Raw genomic sequence first — 20,065 nt, forward strand, 5'->3', positions numbered from 1 at the left:
CATTGAGCAGGGAAATGGGGGCTTTTTTTCTCCCGGGCGTTAGGGCTATCAAAAAAAGCTGCCGGAATATATGTTCTCGGCAGCTTGACTCTAACGACTATTTTTATTGCATTTCGGATCCTTCATTCTCAGTCAATATATCTTCAGGTACGAGACGCTTTGCCCCATGGTATTTCGGTCCCCAGAAGCCGCTCGTTTTAAAATTAGTCACGGTCACACCTTTCGATGGGGTAACATGAACTACTTGATCGTTTCCTGCGTAGATGGCTGGATTCAAGTAATTCGCCTGAAAGAATACGAGATCTCCTGGCTGCAGATCCTCTTTTGCTACTTCTTCCCCTACTTCCCACTGAGCCGCAGCGTTATTGGGAAGCTCTATTCCTTTCGCCTGCATGTAAATATATTGAATGAATCCTGTCGTATCAAAACCTTCTTCTGGTGTTGTTCCGCCGTTTTGATAAGGAACTTCACCGATAAATTGACTGGCTGCGGAAACAACAGCTTCTTCCTCTGGAAGGTGCAGATCATCAAACCGTTTCACCCCAGTGAATTTTTCTTCCCAGTAAGGGGAACTCAAGTAAGAAAGCGTCACTCCTTGTGTGCTGGAAGCGTGGATAAATCGTCCGTCCCCGATATAAATTCCGTTATGAGAAATACCTTCCCTATATGTATCACTGAAAAATACGACATCTCCAGGCTTTATATCCTCCATTTCCACATCTTGTCCGACTTGCCACTGCTGATCGGTAGTCCGGGGAAGATAGATTTCTTCAGCCTGATCAAATACAAGTCTGGTAAAGCCAGAGCAGTCTATTCCGTACGGGGTGTCGCCGCCAAACAAATAAGGAACACCGAGATAGTTGTAAGCCTCGTTAACCAGGCTATTATTTTTTGAAACTTCTGGAGGCTGAGGAATTTCGAATGTCACCGTCTCGCTGAATGTTTCTTGCTTATACTCAAACGTGCGTGTGTTTTCCCCGATGTCTAAAGGCTCCTCGAGATGAATAGATTCTGTGTCTCCATTTGAAAAATTGAGCTGTAATTGATAAGCGCTTGTCGCAATGGCCTCCTCAAGTTCAAGGAACATCCCTCCATGCTTATTCTCCGTATTATAAGATAATAAAGCGAAGTCTCCTCGTCTCATAAATGAATCCGGTTCAAACGTTGTAGTAGTAACACCAGAAATCAATTCATGAGAATATAATACCTCGAGATAGCTCATGTACCATTCGTCCTCATCGACATCCGTGAAGGGGAGTGAGTTTTCCTGCACCATTTGCAGCTCATATCCATTAACAATCATTTTCGATAGAGCGGCACGTGTAATGTTGCTGTATGTATCAAATTCATTTTCACTGACACCATTAATGATGCCTTTCTCATATAAGGCATTGATCGCTCCCGCATACCATTTTCCCTGGTCGACATCTTCAAAAGGAACGGCTGTAGCATTATCTGTATCAAGCTCAAGCAGTCTCGCCAGCATAACTGCCGCTTCCGCGCGGGTAATATAATCTCTAATTCCAAACGTTCCATCGGTATATCCATTAACAATATCTTTTCCAGACATAGCTTGGATGGGTTCATAATAGATTGTTCCTTTATTTACATCAGGGAATTTTTGCGTTGAGGCATCCACCGAGTGCAGCGGAATCATTAATGTGACGGGAATGACGAGGACAGCAGCGACTTTCTTAAAATACGTAGAGCTGAACATAGGGTTGTTTTTCCTCCTTGTTTTATACCAATATATGTTACATTTCTTTCTGTAAGGTATATCGACTCTGTTCAACAAGATTTTAGGAAATTTATCAATTTTCGCATATAAATCGTGAATTTAGTGAATGAGACCCATATAAAAAATCACACTAAAGGTCGAACTAAAATAGAGGTGAATGAAATGACAACTATCAAACTATCAATAGTAATAATCACGATTTCGGCTTCACTCATTGCGGCAGCCGGCTTATACAAAAAAACGAACGATGACAGCTGTTCAGACACGGACAGGTTTTGTACCTTCGAGGATTTAAGTCAGGAATATAGTGAAGGCGAGGATTGGAAGGTTGAAACACGACGTGCCTCAAGCGGATTGCTGGTGAGTGCCATCCATGGAGGAGGAATTGAGCCCGCCACTTCACAGATTGCTAGTGCTATCGCCGGTGAAAGCCATAATTTTTATACATTCAAAGGGATGCTTAGCTCCGGTAATTTTGAAAATCTACATATAGACTCCACCCATTTCGATGAACCTGAAGCTTTAGAGATGGTGGATGCCGTGAATGATCATATTACGATCCATGGAGCGGAAGGTGAAGAACCAAAGACACTTATCGGCGGGCTGAATCGTGAGTTAGCAGAAGAAATCTCCAATCAATTAAATTCCAGTGGGTTTTCAGTTAAAAAAGCCCCCGACCATTTAAACGGCGAGGACCCAGACAACTTCGTCAACCAACCGAAATCAGAACGAGGCGTTCAATTGGAAATCACCGAGGCTCAAAGAGAATCCTTTTACAAAAACGGTGATACCAGTTTCAGCTCAAGAAACGATGCTTCAAATCAAACGTCTGCTTTCGATGATTACGTGGGAGCTGTGAAGGCTGCGATTGAAGGTGAATCCTAGAATGCACGAGAAACTCTCTGAAACAATTTATCTACGAGCCGCATTTCTATCTTTGCTTCCAGACACTCACATACCACAGTAATCATTCGAAAAAGACGCGTTTTTTATCAACGCGTCCTGGCTTCAATATGTAATTCGATCTTCCGCTTTACTTCTAAGGTATGGAATTTCCTCGGATGATTTTAAGTGTTTATTAATTTTATACTATCATCAGTGGATAAGATTTTTTCAACTTACAGCAGACAATAATGTTAGAAAACCAACCCCCACCATGAAATATTGAGTCAAACCTTCATAATGATCAAGAAGGCCATATACAACGCCAAAAAATATAATAATGACGGCGAGCATCACAATTTCTTTCAAACAATCACCCACCACTTTTGTTTATAAGTAGCAATCAACTGTGGCATAGCGCTCTTCTCTTTCTACTACAATTTTTTTCATCCGCCCCTCCACCGCGTAACAGTTTGTAGGTGCTCTGAAAAACTCCCGTGCCCCATGGTAGGTCGTATACCATAGATTGTTAATGACGTGATAGTTTCTTTTTTCATCTTTCCAGACAACAGGGTGAAACGTAGAGCCAAAAACCTTCTCATCTAACTCTATAATCCCGATACGACCCTTATCGTCCTCCCACGCATTTTTGATCCCTCTCATAATTTCCCCTCCAATGGTTCATAAATATATGCAATATCCTGCTCTCCAGTTCGCTAACAATCTGTAACGGACAAGACAGCAATTCAACTAAGATTTCTGGTGTATATCAAGAGGCGAAATTACTGAATCATTTAATGTTATTGCGATAATGTATTTTAGATTGAATGATCTTTGAATAGTTGCTCTTTCATTGCATAGATGGCCGCTTGTGTACGATCATGGACCTGAAGCTTACTTAAAATATTGCTGACATGAGTCTTGACTGTTTTTTCAGATATGTAAAGGTCCGCTGCAATTTCTTTATTACTTTTTCCGAGTGTAACCTGATAGAGCACATCTTTTTCACGTGTCGTAAGCTTGTAGAGGACAGTTGCACTCGATTCCTTCTCCTGGTTGTTGTTCATTTCTGTTAAGAGAAGATGGGTCGCTTTCGGGTGCAGGTGCTTTTCTCCTGCATACGCAGCGCGGATTGTCTTCACAAGCTCATCAGGGTCAATATCCTTTAGCTGATAGCCCGCTGCTCCGGCTTGCAGGGCAGGAATGACATGATCTTGATCAGAATAGCTCGTCAACACGACTACTTTCACACCTGGATACAATTCGTTTAATTGTTTAGTCGCTTCAATACCATCCATAACGGGCATCATTAAATCCATCAGCACTACATCTGGACGCAGTTCTTCATATTTCTTTAAGACGAGCGACCCATTGTCTACTTCACCTACTACCTCGATGTCCGGCTGGGTATTTAAAAAGAATCGCAACCCTCGCAGCACAACGAGATGGTCATCTACTAGCATCACTTTAATTTTCATTGCTCACCACTCTTTTCCTGTTCTTCACACGGAAGGAAAACGTGCACTGTAGTCCCTACTCCGCGTTCGCTATTTACGTCTAATATGCCTCCAATCAATTCCGCCCGCTCCTTCATACTCGTCAGACCCAATGAACGTGTTCTTTTTTTCTGTAACTCGAATCCATCCCCACGATCTACTATCTCCATACCGGCACCCTCTGAACTTCCATACAGAAAGAGGGTCACTTCTTTGGTATTGGAATGTTTGTTTACATTATTTAACGCTTCCTGACTTATTCTCCATAGCGTCTCTTCTACAGATCGCGGCCAATTCGGAGCTGAATCGACCTTAAATACAATAGAAAGACCAAGGTGTTCTCCATATTTTTTTATCGCGGAAACCAGCCCTTCCTCTATCCCGATCGGACGAAGCTGCCAGATCAATGACCGCATTTCTTTTAATGATTCCTGCGACATGCCGAGCATTTCGTCCAGCAAATCCCTCAATGGCTGATCATGAGGTGAAATAACTTCCTTCGCTCCGCGGGCTGTAAGAGATAAAGAGAACAACTTTTGATTAACGGAATCGTGCAAATCACGGGCCAGTCTCTTCCTTTCTTCATATAGTAGCAATTCGCCTCGCTTCTCCTGGAGTCGCAGCGTTTCATATACTAAAGAAATATGCCTGGTGAGAGCCTGCAGAACTTCCACGTCACAATCACTTAATCGGTGTGAATCAGGAGCAGCCAAATACAAGACTCCAAGCTTTTCGTCTTTGATGTGGATGGGCAGGCTCACATATTCCTCTCGTGAAGCACAATCGGACTGAACGACCTCCTGAGACTGGAAAGCCCGTGCGATGGGATGATCCTCCAGCAAAGACAGAGAAACCGATTCATTAAAGGAGGAATCTTCATCCACAAATGATTTCAAGAATAAAGATTCCCCTTCTTGAAGGTAAAGACCGACTGTTTTCCACTGAAAAATTTCACTCGTTTTATGTACTACCTGGTCTGCAAGTCGCTCCACATTTTGAGATTTCCATATCAGTCGTACCAGTTCATTTAATTTCTCGTAATTTACGGCGCGCCTTTGCTGTTCTTCATACAACCTCGTCCGTTTTACTGCCGTTCCGATTTGAAAAGAGAGCGATTGAAGCAAAGTAAGCTCTTCCTCCGTGAAATGCTCCTTATTAGGAGAGGCTACATTCAAGATTCCAAACCGTTCTTCCCCGTCTGCTAAAGGGATCGTAGCATGATGGGTCACACTATTCGTATCTCCCCAGTCACACTTGATTGCATTTTCAATCCTTTTACATTCAATGATATTGATAGGCTCCTTCAACCTTCCGTTCCAATACCGATTCAAGCAGGAGCAGTCGCCTCCGCACATAGGCTCTTTATCATTTATGGTCAACGCCGGAGGTAATCGATGATCCGCTACAAATGTATAATTCGGTTTTTCATCGACAAGAAAAATCCATCCAGTCTCAAGCCCAGTTAATTCCAGCAGCTTTTCCAGTACCGTCTGCAGCATACCCTTCAAATCGTTTGTTCCATTCAGCGTTTCAGCTATCACCTTTAAAATTTGCATCTTTTCCATACTTTCATATCTTTCCAACGTTTCACCCCCGTACACCCAAGGTCGGAAGCAGTCCGGCATAATGGGTAAATTCGCGAAGCACTTGCGTTACTCTACTTTCTATGTCAGCCGTAAACGCCCCGTCTTCCTTAAAACTGTCAGGATCAAAGATCAACTGGTCAGGCACCACCATAGCATGCAGCCCGCGTCCTACAAGCCGCATTTGATTAATTGAATTGATCCCGCCTTTTCCACCGCCTGACACAGACATCAACAGAGTAGGCTTGTGACGAAAATGATCAATGTTCAAAAAATCGAGCGCATTCTTCAAAGCTCCGCTCATCCCGTTATGGTATTCGGGAGATAACCATATAAAGGCATCTGCCTCATTACTCAATTCCCGTAACCACTGGACCTCAGATACCCGATCCTGTTCACCTTCTCCATTGAATAAAGGCAGAGTCAGGTCGCTTAAGTCGATCACTTCTGCCGGTAGACGACTTGAAAGCGTATAGGCCACCTTTCTCGTTCTCCCTTTTTTCCTTGGTGTTCCGCTTATGATCAATATATTCATCGTGATCTCCTCCTTCTCCCTTAGAATACTTCTAAACAGGAGAAACTCCATCAAGAAAAGGTCGGAATATACCTCATACAAACGACCGAGAACATACGTTTCATTCCTGCGCCCTAAGTAGTAACCAAAAGCCCCTCCGAACGCATGAAAAAAGTTCCTGCTCAGGCACGTTATAAATTACCGCATACCTTCTTATGATTAAAGTATCAGCAAAGGAGGATGTCTAATGAACATATACGAAATCATTCTAGACGTAGAATCAAAGCGATTGAAATAAAAACAAATCCACGGACTGAGAGCAAGTTTTATGAAAATCTATTCACACTGCCTAATAATTGAAACCTAATGCCTCCTTCTCCGAGACATTAGGTTTCGTCAAACTCAGACCGGTATTTTGCACTATGAATAACAGCTTTATAGAAACTAGTCAGAAGTCACGCAAAGTAGGAGGAGGGCTTTCCAGCGTATTAGCAAGAATGATGTATACGATCAAGGAAGCTGGCATCGTCAAAGAAAATACCAGCCTGACTAATAAAGAATGAATAGAAAGAGCCTCCGCAATCCCCCCACAAACCCCATGGAGGGATTTATCTTTTGATGACTTTTTTAGCCTTTTCATTGGATGTCCTCCCTCTCTGTTTTTTAGTGTGAATTTATCATAACCTTTAAATATTGTCTCAAGAAGCATCGATTCTCCCAAAGAATTTAAATCGCCTCTTTCATTAAAGCCTGAATAACGGGCCATGAATCATAAGGCCCCTTCTTTAACGTTTTTCGGTTCATGCGCTGAGATCGTTCCCCCTAAGTATATACGTTTTTTCAGCAAAATCGTTTCAATCCTCCGCAATTAATTTCCATTTAAGGAAAAAAACGACATCATTTTAAATGAAATGGCTTTTATTGGATGCAGAAAATCGTCCGGTCAGCCTCCTGCTTCCAGCTTCCTTTTCTCCGCTAGCAACTGCTGAAATTCCTTTTCTAAATCGTCAGACGGTTCGATACTAAGTTTGCTTAGAACTTCAGATATTTTCGTTTGAAGAACGAGTAGACGATCTTCTTCGGTATTTCGTTTCGTTTGAGGTTGTCTGTTTTTGTATTGTTCGTACGTACCTTCAAACAGTTTTATTTCTTTATCCTCAATTGTCAAAATTCTTGTCGCTATATTTTCAATAAGCCGTCGGTCATGCGAAACAAAAATAACGGAGCCTGTGTACTCCATCAGCAAAGATTCTAGAGCGCGGGCTGCCTCAATATCAAGAAAGTTCGTAGGTTCATCCAAAACGAGCGTATTGATATCGCTTAAAAATAATTTGGCGAGCGCTACCTTCACCCGTTCCCCGCCACTTAAAATACCTACTAACTTATGGACATCATTTCTATAGAAATTCAAACGGGCAAGTACCGTCCGTATCAGGGTTTCATCCTGCTTTGAACCCGCACTGACATTTTCTAAAATTGACTGCTTTAGATCAACGATGTTCAAATTCTGACTGAAGTAGCCGATTTTCATAGAAGAAGAGACCTTCATTCCCTCCTCTTGATGGATGATTTTTTTCAAAAACGTGGACTTGCCGCTTCCATTTGCCCCGATGATCGCTAGTTTATCTCCACCCCGCACGTGAAAGCTCGTTGCTTTCCACAACACTCGCTCGCCGATCAAACCTTCAACGTCTTCGACACGAAGAATGATTCGATTCTTGAACGTTTCTTCATTCGGCACATTCATTCTGATAGGAGTTGCTTCTTTCACTTTTTCTACTTTCTCCAGCTTTTCCAGCCTAGTTTCTAACGCTTTCCCTGTTTTCTGAAGCTTCTTTTGTTTCTTTGCGAAATAAGGTTTCGCCTCTCTCGCTTCTGAACGACTGACATTTTTGGGGGTCTTGTCAGCTTTATCCGCTTTCCTTTCTTTTTCTTTCAAAGCTTCTTCCAACTGCTTTTTCTGCGATTCATATTTTTCATATGCGGCTTGCTGCTGACGGTGTTCTAACTCTTTCTGATCCTCATACTGACTATAATTACCTGGATACACTTTGACCTTTCCTTCTTCCAATTCCCATATAGCTGTGCAAACGGCATCAAGAAATGCCCGGTCGTGGGACACCAGTACAAAGGCGCCGTTCCATTGTAGAAGTTTCTTTTCAATCCATTCCATATGCGCCGTATCCAGATGAGTCGTCGGCTCATCTGCAAGTAAAAGTCCCGGCGCCTTAATCAGCGCCTGGTTAATATATTCCTGCGTTACTTCCCCGCCGCTTTTACTCGTATCCGTCCGTTTCAGCTGCGGCAGAATTTCCGTTTGCACATGCTGGATGACTTCTCCTTGATCGGGCTGTAATTTCCTAGCTAATACGTTCAATAACGTCGTTTTTCCACTTCCATTATGGCCCACTAAACCAATGCGATCATTTCTATCAATTTGTATGTGATCGATATCCAAAATCAAACGGTCTTTCACATAATGTTTTACATTCCGCGCTTCTAAAAAAAACATAACATCATCCCCTATTTTTCAATTTCCGGGGACACAAAAAGCCCCCTATCTCGTGTTTCAGAATAGGGGGCTTAGGTATAGGTGGACACCAAAAAGAGAGATGGCTCCCTTAAGGTTCAACTATAGAATTCCCAATCCTATTCTGAAAACTCCGAATGAAGGCAGTAAAAATAAAGCAGAAATGATCCTCTGCTGAACAACAAACCTTCAATTCTTTGCTTTCGTAAAATAGGATTAGTACTTCATGTAGTTGGGTCACCCTTCCGTTTTTTTATTTACAGTTACTTTATACGATTTGTAAAATGTGTCAAATGTGATTATAGAAAATGCAACGATGCACCTGAGCGCAATTTCCACCTATTTCATCGCTCAATATTCTTCGGTAAGCTTACCCATAAATGGCAGGATAGTTGTGAAAACCGCCGCTAATATAAGATGTTCAAGTAAGGGCAGGTGGGAGCTTGATGACCAGTAATGTAATCATAAGTTTATTTGCCATCATCTTAACGCTGATCGGCTTTTATCCATATATTAGAGACATATTGCGCGGGACGATCAAACCGCATGTATTTTCTTGGGTGATATGGTCAGTGGTTACGCTTGTAGTTTACTTCGCACAAGTGCAGGATGGTGGAGGAGCCGGGGCCTGGCCGATTGGAATATCAGGGGTACTGACGGTATATGTAGCGGTTCTCGCTTAAAAAATCGGAAGTGGTCATTGAAAGAGTGGACTGGCTCTTCTTTATTATGGCTCTAATTTCGCTGCCTTTTTGGTACTTGACCTCAGACCCGCTTTGTACCGTGCTGATTTTGAGTACGGTAGAAGTTCTAGGATTTGCGCCGACACTAAGGAAAGCCTATCGTCAGCCTTATCAGGAAAATGTGACCTTCTTTTTCTTATTCATGATGCGCAATGGGCTTTCCATAATAGCCTTAGAGCATTATTCAATAACGACGGTCTTGTTTCCTGCAGCAGGAGCCACAGCTTGTCTGCTGCTCATTACAACTGTCATCTATCGTAGAAAATCAATTTAAATTGTTAGTTACTATCAATGAATAAGGGCGTTCTCTCTCTACGCTCTATTTTATAAATAGCGGAGTAACTGCATTCATAAAATGATAAACCATCACCCCGCGAGTAAAGTCACAGCTAACAGCACGGCAAAATTGAGGAATAAGCACAAACCCGTAAGCGTTTGTTATTCTGAAAATTATTTTTGGGCAGTTTTTATGTAAAAAAGTCCTCTCGACTTACGAAAGGACGCTTTACGTATCAACTATCATGTCCCTCAGCTGCGATGGCATCAGCTTTCGTTTCATGTACCGTACCATAAGGGTGCTCAGGCGGCGCATAAATGGAGTAAAGCTTGAGCGGCTGATCCCCTGTATTGGTTAAATTGTGCCATTTACCAGCAGGAACCATGATAGCAAAGTCATCCGAAGCCTCTGCCTCGAAGTCTAACTGATCTCTCCGATCCCCCATCTGCACCAGCCCCTGCCCCTCTTCAATGCGCAGAAACTGATCAAGTGTCGCATGACGTTCCAAGCCTATATCATCCCCGACATCGATACTCATCAAGGTCACTTGTAAATGGTCACCTGTCCATAAAGCTGTTCGAAACGTATCGTTTTGTTTCGTAGCTTCATCAATGTTCACAACAAACGGTTCACCACCATAATCTTCCAAATCAATTCTTCCATCCTGATGAGAATATAACGAGCTGAAACGGTTTGCGTTCGTCATCTCTTCATTACAGGCGTGTATAAATACATCCTGCAAAGGCGAATGTTGAGTAAGTAAGCTGCTATTTCGATATTCTCCATAATCCTTAACAGCTATGTCATAAGCCTTTCGCAGCCCCTCTTGGTAGGTGTTGAACGTAATTTTTTCAGTATTGTATTGAGGCTGCCGTCCCGTAAGCGATACATACAAGTCCTTGAATTGCTGCAAACGATTTTTTTCATTGTGTAACACTCGATGGATTTCATTTTTATGATTTTGATCGGGAGCAAGTTTGGCCAGTCGCTTGTAGCATTCGACTGCCGTTGCTTCTCCTTTAATTCCAGCGAGTATTGCTTCGGCTGCTTGATCATTATTCCCTTGATAATTTCTCGACATGGAGTCAGAGCTATACACAGGCGCCCCGGCATAATAAGGATAGGAATACGTATAAGGTGCATAGTACATCCTCTTCATTCCCTTCTACAGATTTATAAAATCATCCTATGCAACAGCCCGAAGGAATGTACTTCAATAGGCTTGACAGTCAAGGCTGCTCATTCAAATATCGAGCCTTCACATGTCATTTATGCCGGTAACTAACACCCAGAGGCAGAGAATCGTTATAGATAAAGATATGATAATAGAATCTAAACCAATAAATTTTCAATTCATTATGTAGACAACGGAAATTAATATTCCCACAGCAGGAATGCCTATCCATAAGATATCCTGGAATATCTCACTTCTTGAACCCACAAATCCAAGAAAGTTAGTTAAAAACATAACAATCCATACTAACTGCAAAATAAAAACAACCTGAATTATCAATTTTGCAGTTTTCATCCCATACACTGCTTCACACCTTCAAAGAGCAATTCGTAATACTATCTTCCCCTTCCACTTTAATTCTTTAAAGCGTGTTTACATTAAAGAGGAACTGTATTACAATTTAAGGTGACCTATCACTTCACATTTCTAACCAATTTGGTGAAGTAATGTAGATAATGACTTCGTGTAGTAAAGGACTCCGCTTTTAAGCGGGGTCCTTTACTTTTCTCCCGATTAGTCATTTATAGATAGGGCGTCTATGATTCCATTTTTTTATAATCATATATGCCATCCCCACCAATACCATCCACAAAATGTAAGTGAAGAGGACTTTTGGCGTTAAAGAAAACGTAGTGAATAATTCTTCTTCGTTCATCCTAAGGTCGATTCTCAGACCTAACAAAGAATGATACACTCCTGTTTCACCTATTGAATATAAAGCGGTTAAATAATCAATTAAAAACAAAGTTAAATAAATTACAGTTCCGATCATCGCAAATTTAGTTAGTTTCATAGTTAAACCCTCCTTCACTATTATCTGACTCCCCTGCAAGTTCATTGAGATTTATGACTGCCGCTGTATCTTATCTAGTGTTTCGCAGTCAGCAACCGCTACGACCAATAGTCTTTAATAATTGCCTCTCTTAAACTTCCGAGTTGATATTCATATAAGCTCCTTTTAGTGGAAGACTCAAATACGAGATGTTAGGACTGTTTCCGATATGTTTGACAACGTTTAGAGCTCCGGGAAATTACTCGCTTTCCGTGGGAGCGCGCTGAGCCTCCTCGAGCTAACGCACTCCGGGGTCTCACCAAGCACTCTTTTCCCACAGGAGTCTCGCAATTTCCCGGAGCTGCTAGCGATGATTAGTAGAACGGAAACCCCTATGACAAGACGGTAGAATCTAAGAACCGTAAAAAAGCTTAACATTGAATATTTTCACTCAGAAAATGGCTAGCGGGAGACAGACACCATTTCCAACCATGTAGCTTGCCATACCTTCGTACGGAAGCTTCAGCTTGTTCTACGAGTACATCCTTAACGCTGAATCCTTTCATCTATAAAACATCCGCAGTTTACTATCATATGTAAATTATTTCAAATCACCTTCGTAAACTCAAGTTGTTTTGAAAAATTTAAAGGACAGAAAGGTTTCAAAAGCATGGAAATACGTCATTATTAATGAGCGGAGCAAATATAAATCTGATTGGCATCAGACCCTTTTTTTTTGAAATATATATAAGTATCAGGTAGGAGCTTTGCAACCAAGCACCTTCAATATCTACGTGGAAAACTATCCTACCCTCTATCACCTAAGTTAAAGCAAAAACTTTTTCATCGAACTAACGAACAGATGAATTTTATAAAGATATAACAATAATATAAGGAGGAATTGTATGGGGGTTGCCGCGTTTATAATCGGCCTGCTTATTTTGATCTTTGTTACAGAAAAAGTAACTCCGAGAATACTTGGGTTTGAAAAGAAAAAAATATCGGGTACACCTGCTCAAAATATAGATCGCTGGGGTAGAGTCATTATCTTTTTAACGTTTATAAGTACACAATGGTTTGTGATTACTAGTAACTCATTCATTCTATTTAAATTGCATTCCATGGCTTATCTATCACTATTATTAGGATTCCAGGCAGTCTTGGAATTTATTTATATAAAGGAATCAAAGCAGTATATCAATACAACGTTTATACTGATCATGGTACTTATTTTAGTGTATAATATGGATTATTTTATTTCTCAGGATTAAATTTTATGCTAAATTGACGCACCTGTTATTTTAGTAAAAATATGGTTCAAAAAAGAACTTCCGATAACCCGGAAGTTCTTTTTTTCTACCTAATCTCCACATTAACATTTATGAGAGCCTATAATTTAGAAAGAAACGGACGATGATTGTTCCAGCTCACCTCGACAGGCAGGCCGAAAAAGCGGGAAAGCTGAGAGCTTGTGATCATCTCAGAGGTCTGCCCTGAATCACAGACTTCTCCATCTTTAAGTAATAGCGTTTGATGGAAGACCGGTAAGATCTCTTCTACATGATGAGTGACGTAAATCATCGTCGGGGCGTCCGGTTTTTTTGCGATGTTTTCAATCGATTCGAGCAGCTTTTCACGTGCGATGAAGTCCAACCCATTGGTCGGCTCGTCGAGAATCAGCAGAGAAGGCTGCGCCATTAGTGCCCTGGCTATGAGAACTCTTTGCCTTTCGCCTTGAGAAAGGGTTTCATAATTGCGGTTGGCATACTCGATGCATCCCAGGTCCTCAAGTAAGGCAATCGCCCTTTCGCTCATTTCTTCGGTCGGGCGTTCGTAAAGACCGATAGAGGCAAAGGCACCGCTTAATACGACTTGAAACGCATTATCGTCTTGATGGATTTTTTGCTGTATTGCAGAGGAAACAAAACCGATCTGCTGGCGGAGACGTTCGGCAAGGTACGTCTTACCGAATTGCATCCCCAGTACATTAATTTCTCCTTTTGTAGCAAATGTGTAGGCATTCATCAAGTTCAGAAGGAATGTTTTTCCTGATCCATTCAGCCCGAGAAGCACCCAGTGCTGTCCTTTTTCAATCTGCCAGTTTATATTCTTAAGAATCCAGCGATCGCCTCTTCTAAGAGAAACGTTCTCCATGTTCAACACCATTATGAATGACTCCTTTTCACCAATATCATTCGTACTCTTGAGTTTGACTGTACTCTTCAATCCATTCCATATTCACAGGTCCGTTCACGACTTCATAATAATCTTCATTGTACATATGTATAACATTCTCCATTACCATTCCTGTCACCGGATTCGCATTGGAATGACGGATTGCAAATTCAAAACTTTCTTCTTTAGTAAGTCTCTCTTCAAATTTTTCATATTTAATTTTTTTCACACGGTACTGCCTTAAAAACTCTATCAGCTCATCCGCAGGTTCCTTGTCATAGCTCCACCATTCATATACTTGATCGCTGGAGACGTTTCCTCTGTCATTCGTAAATCCTAAAGACTGATAATCTCCCGGGTGATAACTGATCACATCAACTAAGCTTTTCTCTCTATAGTCGTTTAATATTTTTAGAGAAAAAAAGATGCCGAGGATAATAATAGCCATAATTACATACCTTCGTGTTCTACCTTGCATGGAAGCCTCCTTCACCCAGGGTTTTTAGCTCTTTTTCTATTACCCTTTCTTATTAACAATTAAGCTTTGGTTGCAGTCCAATGGGAAGATCAGTACAATCAGTGGATGGTTCCATCTTACCAAAGCTTCAAAATTATTTACATCCCCCGTTTTCACATTAAACTGAGTCTAGTAATAGATTTCGATTTTTTTCCGCAACTTTTCATAGACCAGTTTCCAGCATCATTTGCCTTGAGATTTCTTCATTGATTTCTGAGGTGAAACTCCATATCTTATACCACCTTTCAGCTTCATAACCGTCCGTACGTTTTGTACCTCCTCTTCTACTATTTGAAGTGATGACCTCATATTTTAGAAAAAACACTCATAATTTGTCGTTTAAATAATTTCAATTTGGTTATATAGTATTAGAATAATAAATCGTAAGTTGGACCAGAGGTGAACATGATGATTAAATCAACAAAGACTTTAGGATTGATTACAGCGCCGGGATACCCTGATAAGGTAGGGGAAAGGTTGCAGCATGAATTGCCCGATTTGCTCAGCTATTATGTCGAGGAAAGTTATCAATGGGAAGTCGAATATAGTGTGGACGCTCTTACAGGCGTGACGGAAAACTCCGAGGAAGTTCTGCAGGCAACTATGGATAAAAAAGCAGAAGAAGAGTGGGATTTTGCGATCTGCCTCACCGATCTGCCGCTATTCAAAGGAAAAAAACCTATTGTTGCTGAGGCATACGTTGAGGAAGATGTGGCATTGATCAGTCTTCCAGGTCTCGGCTCAACCCCTATGATTAAGCGAGTCCGGGAAGCGATCTTACAACTCGTTAGTGAAATGTATTATGGAAGCTCGGAAGAAGAGCGAAAGCAGGCAGAAGAAAGGCTGCAGGCCAAAGATGACGACGAGTATAAAAAGTTAAAAAATAAAAACTCCAAGCGACTGGTTGGAAAGCGAGGATTCGAGCGTTTTTCCCCTATAAAGAGGGAAACCCCCGATGAGGAAGAATCTAATATAGACGTACGATTCACAGTGAACTCACCCTTCAGCGGTGCAATACGTGTATTAACAGGGATGGTAAGATCCAACAGACCATGGTCGATGTTTCCTGCATTTATGAAAGTGATCATTTTTGCATTTACAACAGGCTCCTATGCTCTCGTCTTTCCGACATTATGGATGCTCAGTAATGATTACAGTATTTGGCGGATGTCTCTGCTTTCCATCGTATCCATTTCAGCGATGGTCGGGTGGATCATTCTTGCCCACCATTTGTGGGAAAAGCCGCATAATGGGCGGGCCGGTTATTTACGGAAGTTGTATAATACCGCTACCGTTCTCACTCTAAGTGTTACGGTCTGTTTGTATTATTTTTTGTTGTTCCTTCTCTTTGCTTTCGCAGTTATCCTGCTGATTCCGATGGGGATGCTGGAATCTCAGTTAAACGAAGATCCAGGATATATAAATTATTTCTACATTGCCTGGACCGCAACAAGCATTTCGACCATCATCGGTGCGCTCGGCTCGGCTCTTGAGAATGAAGATGTAGTCCTATCTGCAACTTATGGCTACCGACAGCGACAGCGTTATGAACAAATCAAAGAATCCGAGGAAGAGAAGAAGGAAGCGGAAGAAGAGAAAAAAGAGGCAGCCGAAGAGAAAAAAGAAGCGGCCCAGGAGAAAAAGAAAGCAGAAGAAGAGAAATAACCTGTCACCCTCTTTGACAAATTGTGTTGACCATTTTTACAACAAAAAGGCTCTTGATTAGAGCCTTTTTGTTGCGCATTCATTAGATTTATATAATTATGCCCCCACTATTATATATCAGACCTATTCGATAGTCTGTTAATCTTATATCTATTAGTTTGCATACATTTGAGGAATCATTGTATTTAACTCTATTAAATCATCGATCACCAGATCAGCTTGAGAAATTTCCTCCTCACGAGCAAAATCAAATCGGCATCCTATCGCTGTTAAAGAATTCTTTTTCGCAGCATTAATATCAGATAAGCGATCTCCGACAACGGCTGCATCATGAATATTATATTTTTCTAAAATGTGACTGACTAAATCCGCTTTATCCAGCGTTGGTATTTGTTGAATACTAAACGTTTCAGTAACCCAATGGTCCAGGTTGTAATGACGTACGATGGCTTTTAAGTACTCCGTTAATCCATTGCTTGCTATGTAAATAGAGCAGCCATTTTTCTTTAAGTATTCAAAAACTTCAACTACATTTGGATATAAAGCACCTTTCCCATTTCTAATGTTTTCAATTAAACTATTGAGAAAATATGTATTCATTTCTTCTCTTACCGCCTCTGAGTGATGAGGCAGTAATGTTTCCCAAACTTGTGGTAATGGAACTCCCATGATCTCCCGGTATGTATCTATCGGGGTCTCTGCATCCCATTTTTGGATGGACCTGAGCTGATTGAACGTATCTTCTAATGATAATTCCAGTATTCTGTCTGTCTGAAATAATGTTCCATCCATATCAAAAATTAATGATTGAGTCATTGGTTTCTCTCCTTGTGTAAAATTTTGATGTCCCTTAAAAGTTTATCAGAAGATTATACAAGAATATAAAATAAAAAATGAACCTGAAGATCGTATAATATATCCCCCTAATAAAGACGCCTAATTGAAACATAAGGTTTTTTTCTCAAATCCTAATCAAGCTCTTGTACAATTACATTCACTATTTTATTAAGTGGTAGTGTACCGTCTATAATGAGGTCGGAGTTCGGTTTTATTGTATTTATCATTTCTACATAAGCTTGTCTGCCTTTTTCCAAATAAAAACTTGCATCGTTATGGATGTCAGAAGCTGAGCTATTCTTGTGATCCCTTATCATTCTTCTCGCCATCGCTATGTCGAGTGGTGTGTCTATATAAACGGCTAAGTCAATAAAACTCTTCAAGATGCCGTTTTTATAGGCAAACGGATAATCCAGTATTATGTATGATGGGTTTTCTTTAGCAGTTAATAATGACTGGATATCTATCAATAGAGGTTCTACATTCCATTGATTGTAGTCAGGTCCTTGCTGTACCCACTCAACCAGGTCATCTGGTGAACCTTCAAAGCTGTAATCGTCAAAGAACAAGGCATTTGAAGAAGGTAGTTCCTTCTTTAATTCCTTAGTTACTGACGTTTTCCCGCCGCCTGACACAGCTCCGATGGCGATCACTTTTGTTTTTACTCCCATTGAGATGCTCCCTTCGATCAAACTATAAAGTTCTTCTTTGTTCCGATTGTTTCAAATTACAACTATTTACTCAACCTTAGCCCTGAAATGAAAGACGCAATTCCATCGCTAGGAATTGCGTTACGTTTGTTTAAGTTTTAATTTTATCTAGTTCGCAGGAAAACTTGGCTACAACCGCCATTCTGCGCCTCCCCACAGCTTACTCATATACTCTTCTGAATCCCCTGTATTCGCATTAATAAAGAATTCTTTCGTTAAATAACCAGAGTCTACGCTCACCTTCCAAAGCGGCAGATACGTAAGAAAAAGATCTTCCAGATGATAGCGGGGTTTCTTTAGTACATAACTGCGATTGATTTGCTTTTGCTGGACATCTACAACATAGATGTCCTCAACTTGCTGTTTCGTTAATTGGGCAGGGACGACTTCTCCACTTTCCACTTCGATTTCATTCATCGGCGGCACACTTGAAAAAAGGCCGCGATATCCAGACACAGCATCTACAAACGCCATGTTCGGCTTTTTTCTAGGTGGAAATGGTTTGCGGTCGGCGATGACAAGCAGCTTGGCAATCCACATGGGGTGATAGACCCGCTTCACGCTCGTCATATGTTTTTTAATATAGTCCGCATCGATGCTGCGATTCATTTTCTGCTGCACTCCGACGTTCTTATAGATCGTTTTAGGCAGGTCAGCTTCGGTTATCCCTCCACCTGTACCGATCAGGCGGAGGGATTTATTTTTCAATGTTTCCATTCGTTTCATCCTTTATGACTCGATATGAGTGTGATAGCGATCGACTTCACTTTGCATTTCTTCTGATGGCGGCAGGGTCATCAAGCTGACCACAATCGTCAGAATAGCGGACACGGGCGCCGCTACAATTGGTTCGGCCACGAGAGCAAATGGCAGAACGGCCATGATAATAAAGGCAATTGCACCGCCAATCATACCAGCAAGAGCACCTGCCATATTCGCTCGTTTCCACCAGATGCCGAGCACAAGTGGGAATCCAAAGGCAGAGAGCATCGCGCCGCTTACCCAGCCGACCATGATCGCAATAAGCTGTGGAGGATCGATGGCAAAAAATATACCGACAAGGCTGGCAAGCATCATGACGACAAAGCCGATCCTGGTGACAGATTTTTCTGAAGCGTTTTTATTAATGTGCCCTTTGTACAAGTCATGGGCAACTCCAGCGGACACCGCAAGCAGCATCGCGTCGGCTGAGGACATGATGGCAGCTAATAATCCAGCCAGCATGACTCCGGCAAGAATCGGAGGCATGTAGTGCTCAATGACAGAAATAAAAATCATATCCTGATTATCGAGTGATCCAATAATGCCGAGGCTCGCTCCTGCAGATGCAATGATTGCGCCAAAGATAAAGACACATAAATACAATATACAAGCCCCCAGTGCTGAGCGGCGGGCCGTTTTCGCATTACGTGAAGCAAAGTTACGCATAACAGCGGAAGGAGATACGACACCAAACCATAGGAAAGCGACGAATAAGCCGAAGTATGACATCCATGGCTGAGTAATATCTCCAAAGGCGGGATCGACAGCAAGAGCGTCCTGAATTAAAGTGCCCACGCCTTCATGGTCAACCAAAATAATGATGGATAGCACGAACATTCCGATGACCATAACAGCGCCCTGAATCAGGTCGGTATAAGTAATCGCCCACATACCGCCAAGCGCCGCATACAGAGTAAATCCGATCCCAAGGAAAATGACGGCCGTCGTGTATTCAATACCAAGCACGTAGGAACCAATTAAACCAGACGCTGTCAGCTGCGGTACCATATAGAACGTCATAGTAAGTACGACTATGACGGCCGCAACAATTTGAACCGGTTTTCCAAAGCGGATTTTGAAAAATTCCGGCATCGTATTTACACCGGAGCGGCGGATTTGCCCGGCAATGAGAAAGAGGGCGAAAGAGGGAATTGCTACAGCTCCGAATCCGTACGCAAACAAGAACGGAAGCCCGAGGGCAACACCAGATCCCACGGCCCCCATTAAGGAGCTGGAGCTTGCGACAGCCGCAAATAAAGCAAAGGAACCTACAAAGCTGTTGATATTACGTCCTGCCGTCCAGTAATCATCTTCGGAGGAGTGGGCTCTCTTGGCAAAATAAATACCGATGATCGTCATGATGATCAAATAGAATGCTAATATGGAAGTTTCCATTCCTTTCATCGTCTACAGCTCCTTTATGATCGTTTTTCTATTTTTTCAATCCAAATCACATAAATGATAGTTAACAACAGCCAAATAAAAAAGCAGAAAAACATGAGCCACCCGGCCAGGGATATCCCCATCCAATATACTTCCGCCGGCCACCAGATCCACACGATTCCTGCAATGATGACGAGAGCGATAACCATGATGATGCCGGGGTCTTTCCATTTTGATTTCGTCATTT

At 41.7% G+C, this 20,065-nt stretch carries 22 protein-coding genes; 5 read left to right on the forward strand and 17 right to left on the reverse strand.

The window, feature by feature from the left end; genetic code table 11:
* Nucleotides 1-103: 103 nt before the first annotated feature.
* On the reverse strand, nt 104-1,717 hold the full coding sequence (locus tag O2Q26_RS14640) for an NlpC/P60 family protein (protein ID WP_289216610.1): 1,614 nt from the start codon (nt 1,715-1,717) through the stop codon (nt 104-106).
* Nucleotides 1,718-1,900: 183 nt separating this feature from the next.
* On the opposite strand from O2Q26_RS14640, the gene O2Q26_RS14645 reads away from it, so the two are divergent.
* Nucleotides 1,901-2,623, forward strand: coding sequence for a poly-gamma-glutamate hydrolase family protein (locus tag O2Q26_RS14645; protein WP_289216611.1), 723 nt, complete (start codon nt 1,901-1,903; stop codon nt 2,621-2,623).
* 228 nt (nt 2,624-2,851) lie between these two features.
* Here O2Q26_RS14645 and O2Q26_RS14650 read toward each other — a convergent pair whose 3' ends face one another.
* The 7 genes from O2Q26_RS14650 to O2Q26_RS14680 all read right to left on the reverse strand — a co-directional run bounded on the left by O2Q26_RS14650 (nt 2,852) and on the right by O2Q26_RS14680 (nt 8,725).
* On the reverse strand, nt 2,852-2,989 hold the full coding sequence (locus O2Q26_RS14650; protein ID WP_289216612.1) for a hypothetical protein: 138 nt from the start codon (nt 2,987-2,989) through the stop codon (nt 2,852-2,854).
* 21 nt (nt 2,990-3,010) lie between these two features.
* Complete coding sequence (locus O2Q26_RS14655; protein ID WP_289216613.1) at nt 3,011-3,283, reverse strand: hypothetical protein; 273 nt, start codon at nt 3,281-3,283, stop codon at nt 3,011-3,013.
* A 155-nt stretch (nt 3,284-3,438) separates the two neighbouring features.
* Nucleotides 3,439-4,098: a response regulator gene (locus O2Q26_RS14660; protein ID WP_289216614.1), complete on the reverse strand. Its 660-nt coding sequence runs from the start codon at nt 4,096-4,098 to the stop codon at nt 3,439-3,441.
* Complete coding sequence (locus O2Q26_RS14665; RefSeq protein WP_289216615.1) at nt 4,095-5,699, reverse strand: GAF domain-containing sensor histidine kinase; 1,605 nt, start codon at nt 5,697-5,699, stop codon at nt 4,095-4,097. The genes O2Q26_RS14660 and O2Q26_RS14665 overlap by 4 nt, the downstream gene beginning before the upstream one ends.
* Nucleotides 5,700-5,703: 4 nt before the next feature.
* Nucleotides 5,704-6,234 carry an NADPH-dependent FMN reductase gene (locus O2Q26_RS14670; protein WP_289216616.1) on the reverse strand — a complete coding sequence of 177 codons (531 nt, stop codon included), beginning with the start codon at nt 6,232-6,234 and terminating at the stop codon, nt 5,704-5,706.
* Nucleotides 6,235-6,661: 427 nt separating this feature from the next.
* Nucleotides 6,662-6,853, reverse strand: coding sequence for a PspC domain-containing protein (locus tag O2Q26_RS14675; protein ID WP_289216617.1), 192 nt, complete (start codon nt 6,851-6,853; stop codon nt 6,662-6,664).
* A gap of 303 nt (nt 6,854-7,156) precedes the next feature.
* On the reverse strand, nt 7,157-8,725 hold the full coding sequence (locus O2Q26_RS14680) for a Vga family ABC-F type ribosomal protection protein (protein WP_289216618.1): 1,569 nt from the start codon (nt 8,723-8,725) through the stop codon (nt 7,157-7,159).
* Nucleotides 8,726-9,189: 464 nt separating this feature from the next.
* On the opposite strand from O2Q26_RS14680, the gene O2Q26_RS14685 reads away from it, so the two are divergent.
* Together O2Q26_RS14685 and O2Q26_RS14690 are read left to right on the forward strand one after the other, a co-directional pair.
* Nucleotides 9,190-9,426 carry a hypothetical protein gene (locus O2Q26_RS14685; protein WP_289216619.1) on the forward strand — a complete coding sequence of 79 codons (237 nt, stop codon included), beginning with the start codon at nt 9,190-9,192 and terminating at the stop codon, nt 9,424-9,426.
* A 25-nt stretch (nt 9,427-9,451) separates the two neighbouring features.
* Nucleotides 9,452-9,760 carry a hypothetical protein gene (locus O2Q26_RS14690; protein ID WP_289216620.1) on the forward strand — a complete coding sequence of 103 codons (309 nt, stop codon included), beginning with the start codon at nt 9,452-9,454 and terminating at the stop codon, nt 9,758-9,760.
* 238 nt (nt 9,761-9,998) lie between these two features.
* Here the strand turns inward: O2Q26_RS14690 and O2Q26_RS14695 are convergent, their stop codons facing one another.
* Nucleotides 9,999-10,913: a cupin domain-containing protein gene (locus O2Q26_RS14695; RefSeq protein ID WP_289216621.1), complete on the reverse strand. Its 915-nt coding sequence runs from the start codon at nt 10,911-10,913 to the stop codon at nt 9,999-10,001.
* Nucleotides 10,914-11,514: 601 nt separating this feature from the next.
* The gene (locus O2Q26_RS14700; RefSeq protein ID WP_289216622.1) at nt 11,515-11,790 is read right to left on the reverse strand and encodes a hypothetical protein; all 276 of its coding nucleotides are present in this window, start codon (nt 11,788-11,790) and stop codon (nt 11,515-11,517) included.
* Between the two features lie 884 nt (nt 11,791-12,674).
* Here O2Q26_RS14700 and O2Q26_RS14705 point away from each other — a divergent pair.
* Entirely contained in the window at nt 12,675-13,040 is a 366-nt protein-coding gene (locus O2Q26_RS14705) for a DUF4181 domain-containing protein (RefSeq protein WP_289216623.1), read from the forward strand.
* Between the two features lie 118 nt (nt 13,041-13,158).
* Here O2Q26_RS14705 and O2Q26_RS14710 read toward each other — a convergent pair whose 3' ends face one another.
* The gene (locus O2Q26_RS14710) at nt 13,159-13,935 is read right to left on the reverse strand and encodes an ABC transporter ATP-binding protein (RefSeq protein ID WP_289216624.1); all 777 of its coding nucleotides are present in this window, start codon (nt 13,933-13,935) and stop codon (nt 13,159-13,161) included.
* A gap of 25 nt (nt 13,936-13,960) precedes the next feature.
* Nucleotides 13,961-14,422, reverse strand: coding sequence for a hypothetical protein (locus tag O2Q26_RS14715; RefSeq protein WP_289216625.1), 462 nt, complete (start codon nt 14,420-14,422; stop codon nt 13,961-13,963).
* A gap of 447 nt (nt 14,423-14,869) precedes the next feature.
* On the opposite strand from O2Q26_RS14715, the gene O2Q26_RS14720 reads away from it, so the two are divergent.
* Nucleotides 14,870-16,126 carry a hypothetical protein gene (locus O2Q26_RS14720; protein ID WP_352232256.1) on the forward strand — a complete coding sequence of 419 codons (1,257 nt, stop codon included), beginning with the start codon at nt 14,870-14,872 and terminating at the stop codon, nt 16,124-16,126.
* Nucleotides 16,127-16,279: 153 nt separating this feature from the next.
* On the opposite strand, the gene O2Q26_RS14725 is transcribed toward O2Q26_RS14720, so the two are convergent.
* From O2Q26_RS14725 to O2Q26_RS14745, 5 genes are all read right to left on the reverse strand, one after another.
* The gene (locus O2Q26_RS14725; RefSeq protein WP_289216627.1) at nt 16,280-16,942 is read right to left on the reverse strand and encodes an HAD family hydrolase; all 663 of its coding nucleotides are present in this window, start codon (nt 16,940-16,942) and stop codon (nt 16,280-16,282) included.
* Between the two features lie 152 nt (nt 16,943-17,094).
* Nucleotides 17,095-17,634: a nucleoside/nucleotide kinase family protein gene (locus O2Q26_RS14730; protein ID WP_289216628.1), complete on the reverse strand. Its 540-nt coding sequence runs from the start codon at nt 17,632-17,634 to the stop codon at nt 17,095-17,097.
* 168 nt (nt 17,635-17,802) lie between these two features.
* Entirely contained in the window at nt 17,803-18,390 is a 588-nt protein-coding gene (locus O2Q26_RS14735) for a hypothetical protein (RefSeq protein WP_289216629.1), read from the reverse strand.
* 12 nt (nt 18,391-18,402) lie between these two features.
* Nucleotides 18,403-19,839, reverse strand: a complete 1,437-nt coding sequence (locus tag O2Q26_RS14740; RefSeq protein ID WP_289216630.1) for a sodium:solute symporter family protein — start codon at nt 19,837-19,839, stop codon at nt 18,403-18,405.
* Nucleotides 19,840-19,853: 14 nt separating this feature from the next.
* Nucleotides 19,854-20,063 carry a hypothetical protein gene (locus O2Q26_RS14745; RefSeq protein WP_289216723.1) on the reverse strand — a complete coding sequence of 70 codons (210 nt, stop codon included), beginning with the start codon at nt 20,061-20,063 and terminating at the stop codon, nt 19,854-19,856.
* Nucleotides 20,064-20,065 lie beyond the last annotated feature (2 nt).

It is taken from the genome of Halobacillus campisalis (genome assembly GCF_030345335.1).
In the GTDB taxonomy this organism is placed as follows: domain Bacteria; phylum Bacillota; class Bacilli; order Bacillales; family Halobacillaceae; genus Halobacillus_A; species Halobacillus_A campisalis.

What these genes read in the sequence shown, in the direction of transcription:
- O2Q26_RS14670 (WP_289216616.1), bottom strand. Translation starts at nt 6,234, where the DNA reads ATGAATATATTGATCATAAGCGGAACACCAAGGAAAAAAGGGAGAACG.
- O2Q26_RS14660 (WP_289216614.1), bottom strand. Translation starts at nt 4,098, where the DNA reads ATGAAAATTAAAGTGATGCTAGTAGATGACCATCTCGTTGTGCTGCGA.
- O2Q26_RS14740 (WP_289216630.1), bottom strand. Translation starts at nt 19,839, where the DNA reads ATGAAAGGAATGGAAACTTCCATATTAGCATTCTATTTGATCATCATG.
- O2Q26_RS14655 (WP_289216613.1), bottom strand. Translation starts at nt 3,283, where the DNA reads ATGAGAGGGATCAAAAATGCGTGGGAGGACGATAAGGGTCGTATCGGG.
- O2Q26_RS14715 (WP_289216625.1), bottom strand. Translation starts at nt 14,422, where the DNA reads ATGCAAGGTAGAACACGAAGGTATGTAATTATGGCTATTATTATCCTC.
- O2Q26_RS14735 (WP_289216629.1), bottom strand. Translation starts at nt 18,390, where the DNA reads ATGGAAACATTGAAAAATAAATCCCTCCGCCTGATCGGTACAGGTGGA.
- O2Q26_RS14730 (WP_289216628.1), bottom strand. Translation starts at nt 17,634, where the DNA reads ATGGGAGTAAAAACAAAAGTGATCGCCATCGGAGCTGTGTCAGGCGGC.
- O2Q26_RS14695 (WP_289216621.1), bottom strand. Translation starts at nt 10,913, where the DNA reads ATGTACTATGCACCTTATACGTATTCCTATCCTTATTATGCCGGGGCG.
- O2Q26_RS14640 (WP_289216610.1), bottom strand. Translation starts at nt 1,717, where the DNA reads ATGTTCAGCTCTACGTATTTTAAGAAAGTCGCTGCTGTCCTCGTCATT.
- O2Q26_RS14685 (WP_289216619.1), top strand. Translation starts at nt 9,190, where the DNA reads ATGACCAGTAATGTAATCATAAGTTTATTTGCCATCATCTTAACGCTG.
- O2Q26_RS14720 (WP_352232256.1), top strand. Translation starts at nt 14,870, where the DNA reads ATGATTAAATCAACAAAGACTTTAGGATTGATTACAGCGCCGGGATAC.
- O2Q26_RS14710 (WP_289216624.1), bottom strand. Translation starts at nt 13,935, where the DNA reads ATGGTGTTGAACATGGAGAACGTTTCTCTTAGAAGAGGCGATCGCTGG.
- O2Q26_RS14725 (WP_289216627.1), bottom strand. Translation starts at nt 16,942, where the DNA reads ATGACTCAATCATTAATTTTTGATATGGATGGAACATTATTTCAGACA.
- O2Q26_RS14645 (WP_289216611.1), top strand. Translation starts at nt 1,901, where the DNA reads ATGACAACTATCAAACTATCAATAGTAATAATCACGATTTCGGCTTCA.
- O2Q26_RS14745 (WP_289216723.1), bottom strand. Translation starts at nt 20,063, where the DNA reads ATGACGAAATCAAAATGGAAAGACCCCGGCATCATCATGGTTATCGCT.
- O2Q26_RS14675 (WP_289216617.1), bottom strand. Translation starts at nt 6,853, where the DNA reads ATGAAAAGGCTAAAAAAGTCATCAAAAGATAAATCCCTCCATGGGGTT.
- O2Q26_RS14705 (WP_289216623.1), top strand. Translation starts at nt 12,675, where the DNA reads ATGGGGGTTGCCGCGTTTATAATCGGCCTGCTTATTTTGATCTTTGTT.
- O2Q26_RS14680 (WP_289216618.1), bottom strand. Translation starts at nt 8,725, where the DNA reads ATGTTTTTTTTAGAAGCGCGGAATGTAAAACATTATGTGAAAGACCGT.
- O2Q26_RS14700 (WP_289216622.1), bottom strand. Translation starts at nt 11,790, where the DNA reads ATGAAACTAACTAAATTTGCGATGATCGGAACTGTAATTTATTTAACT.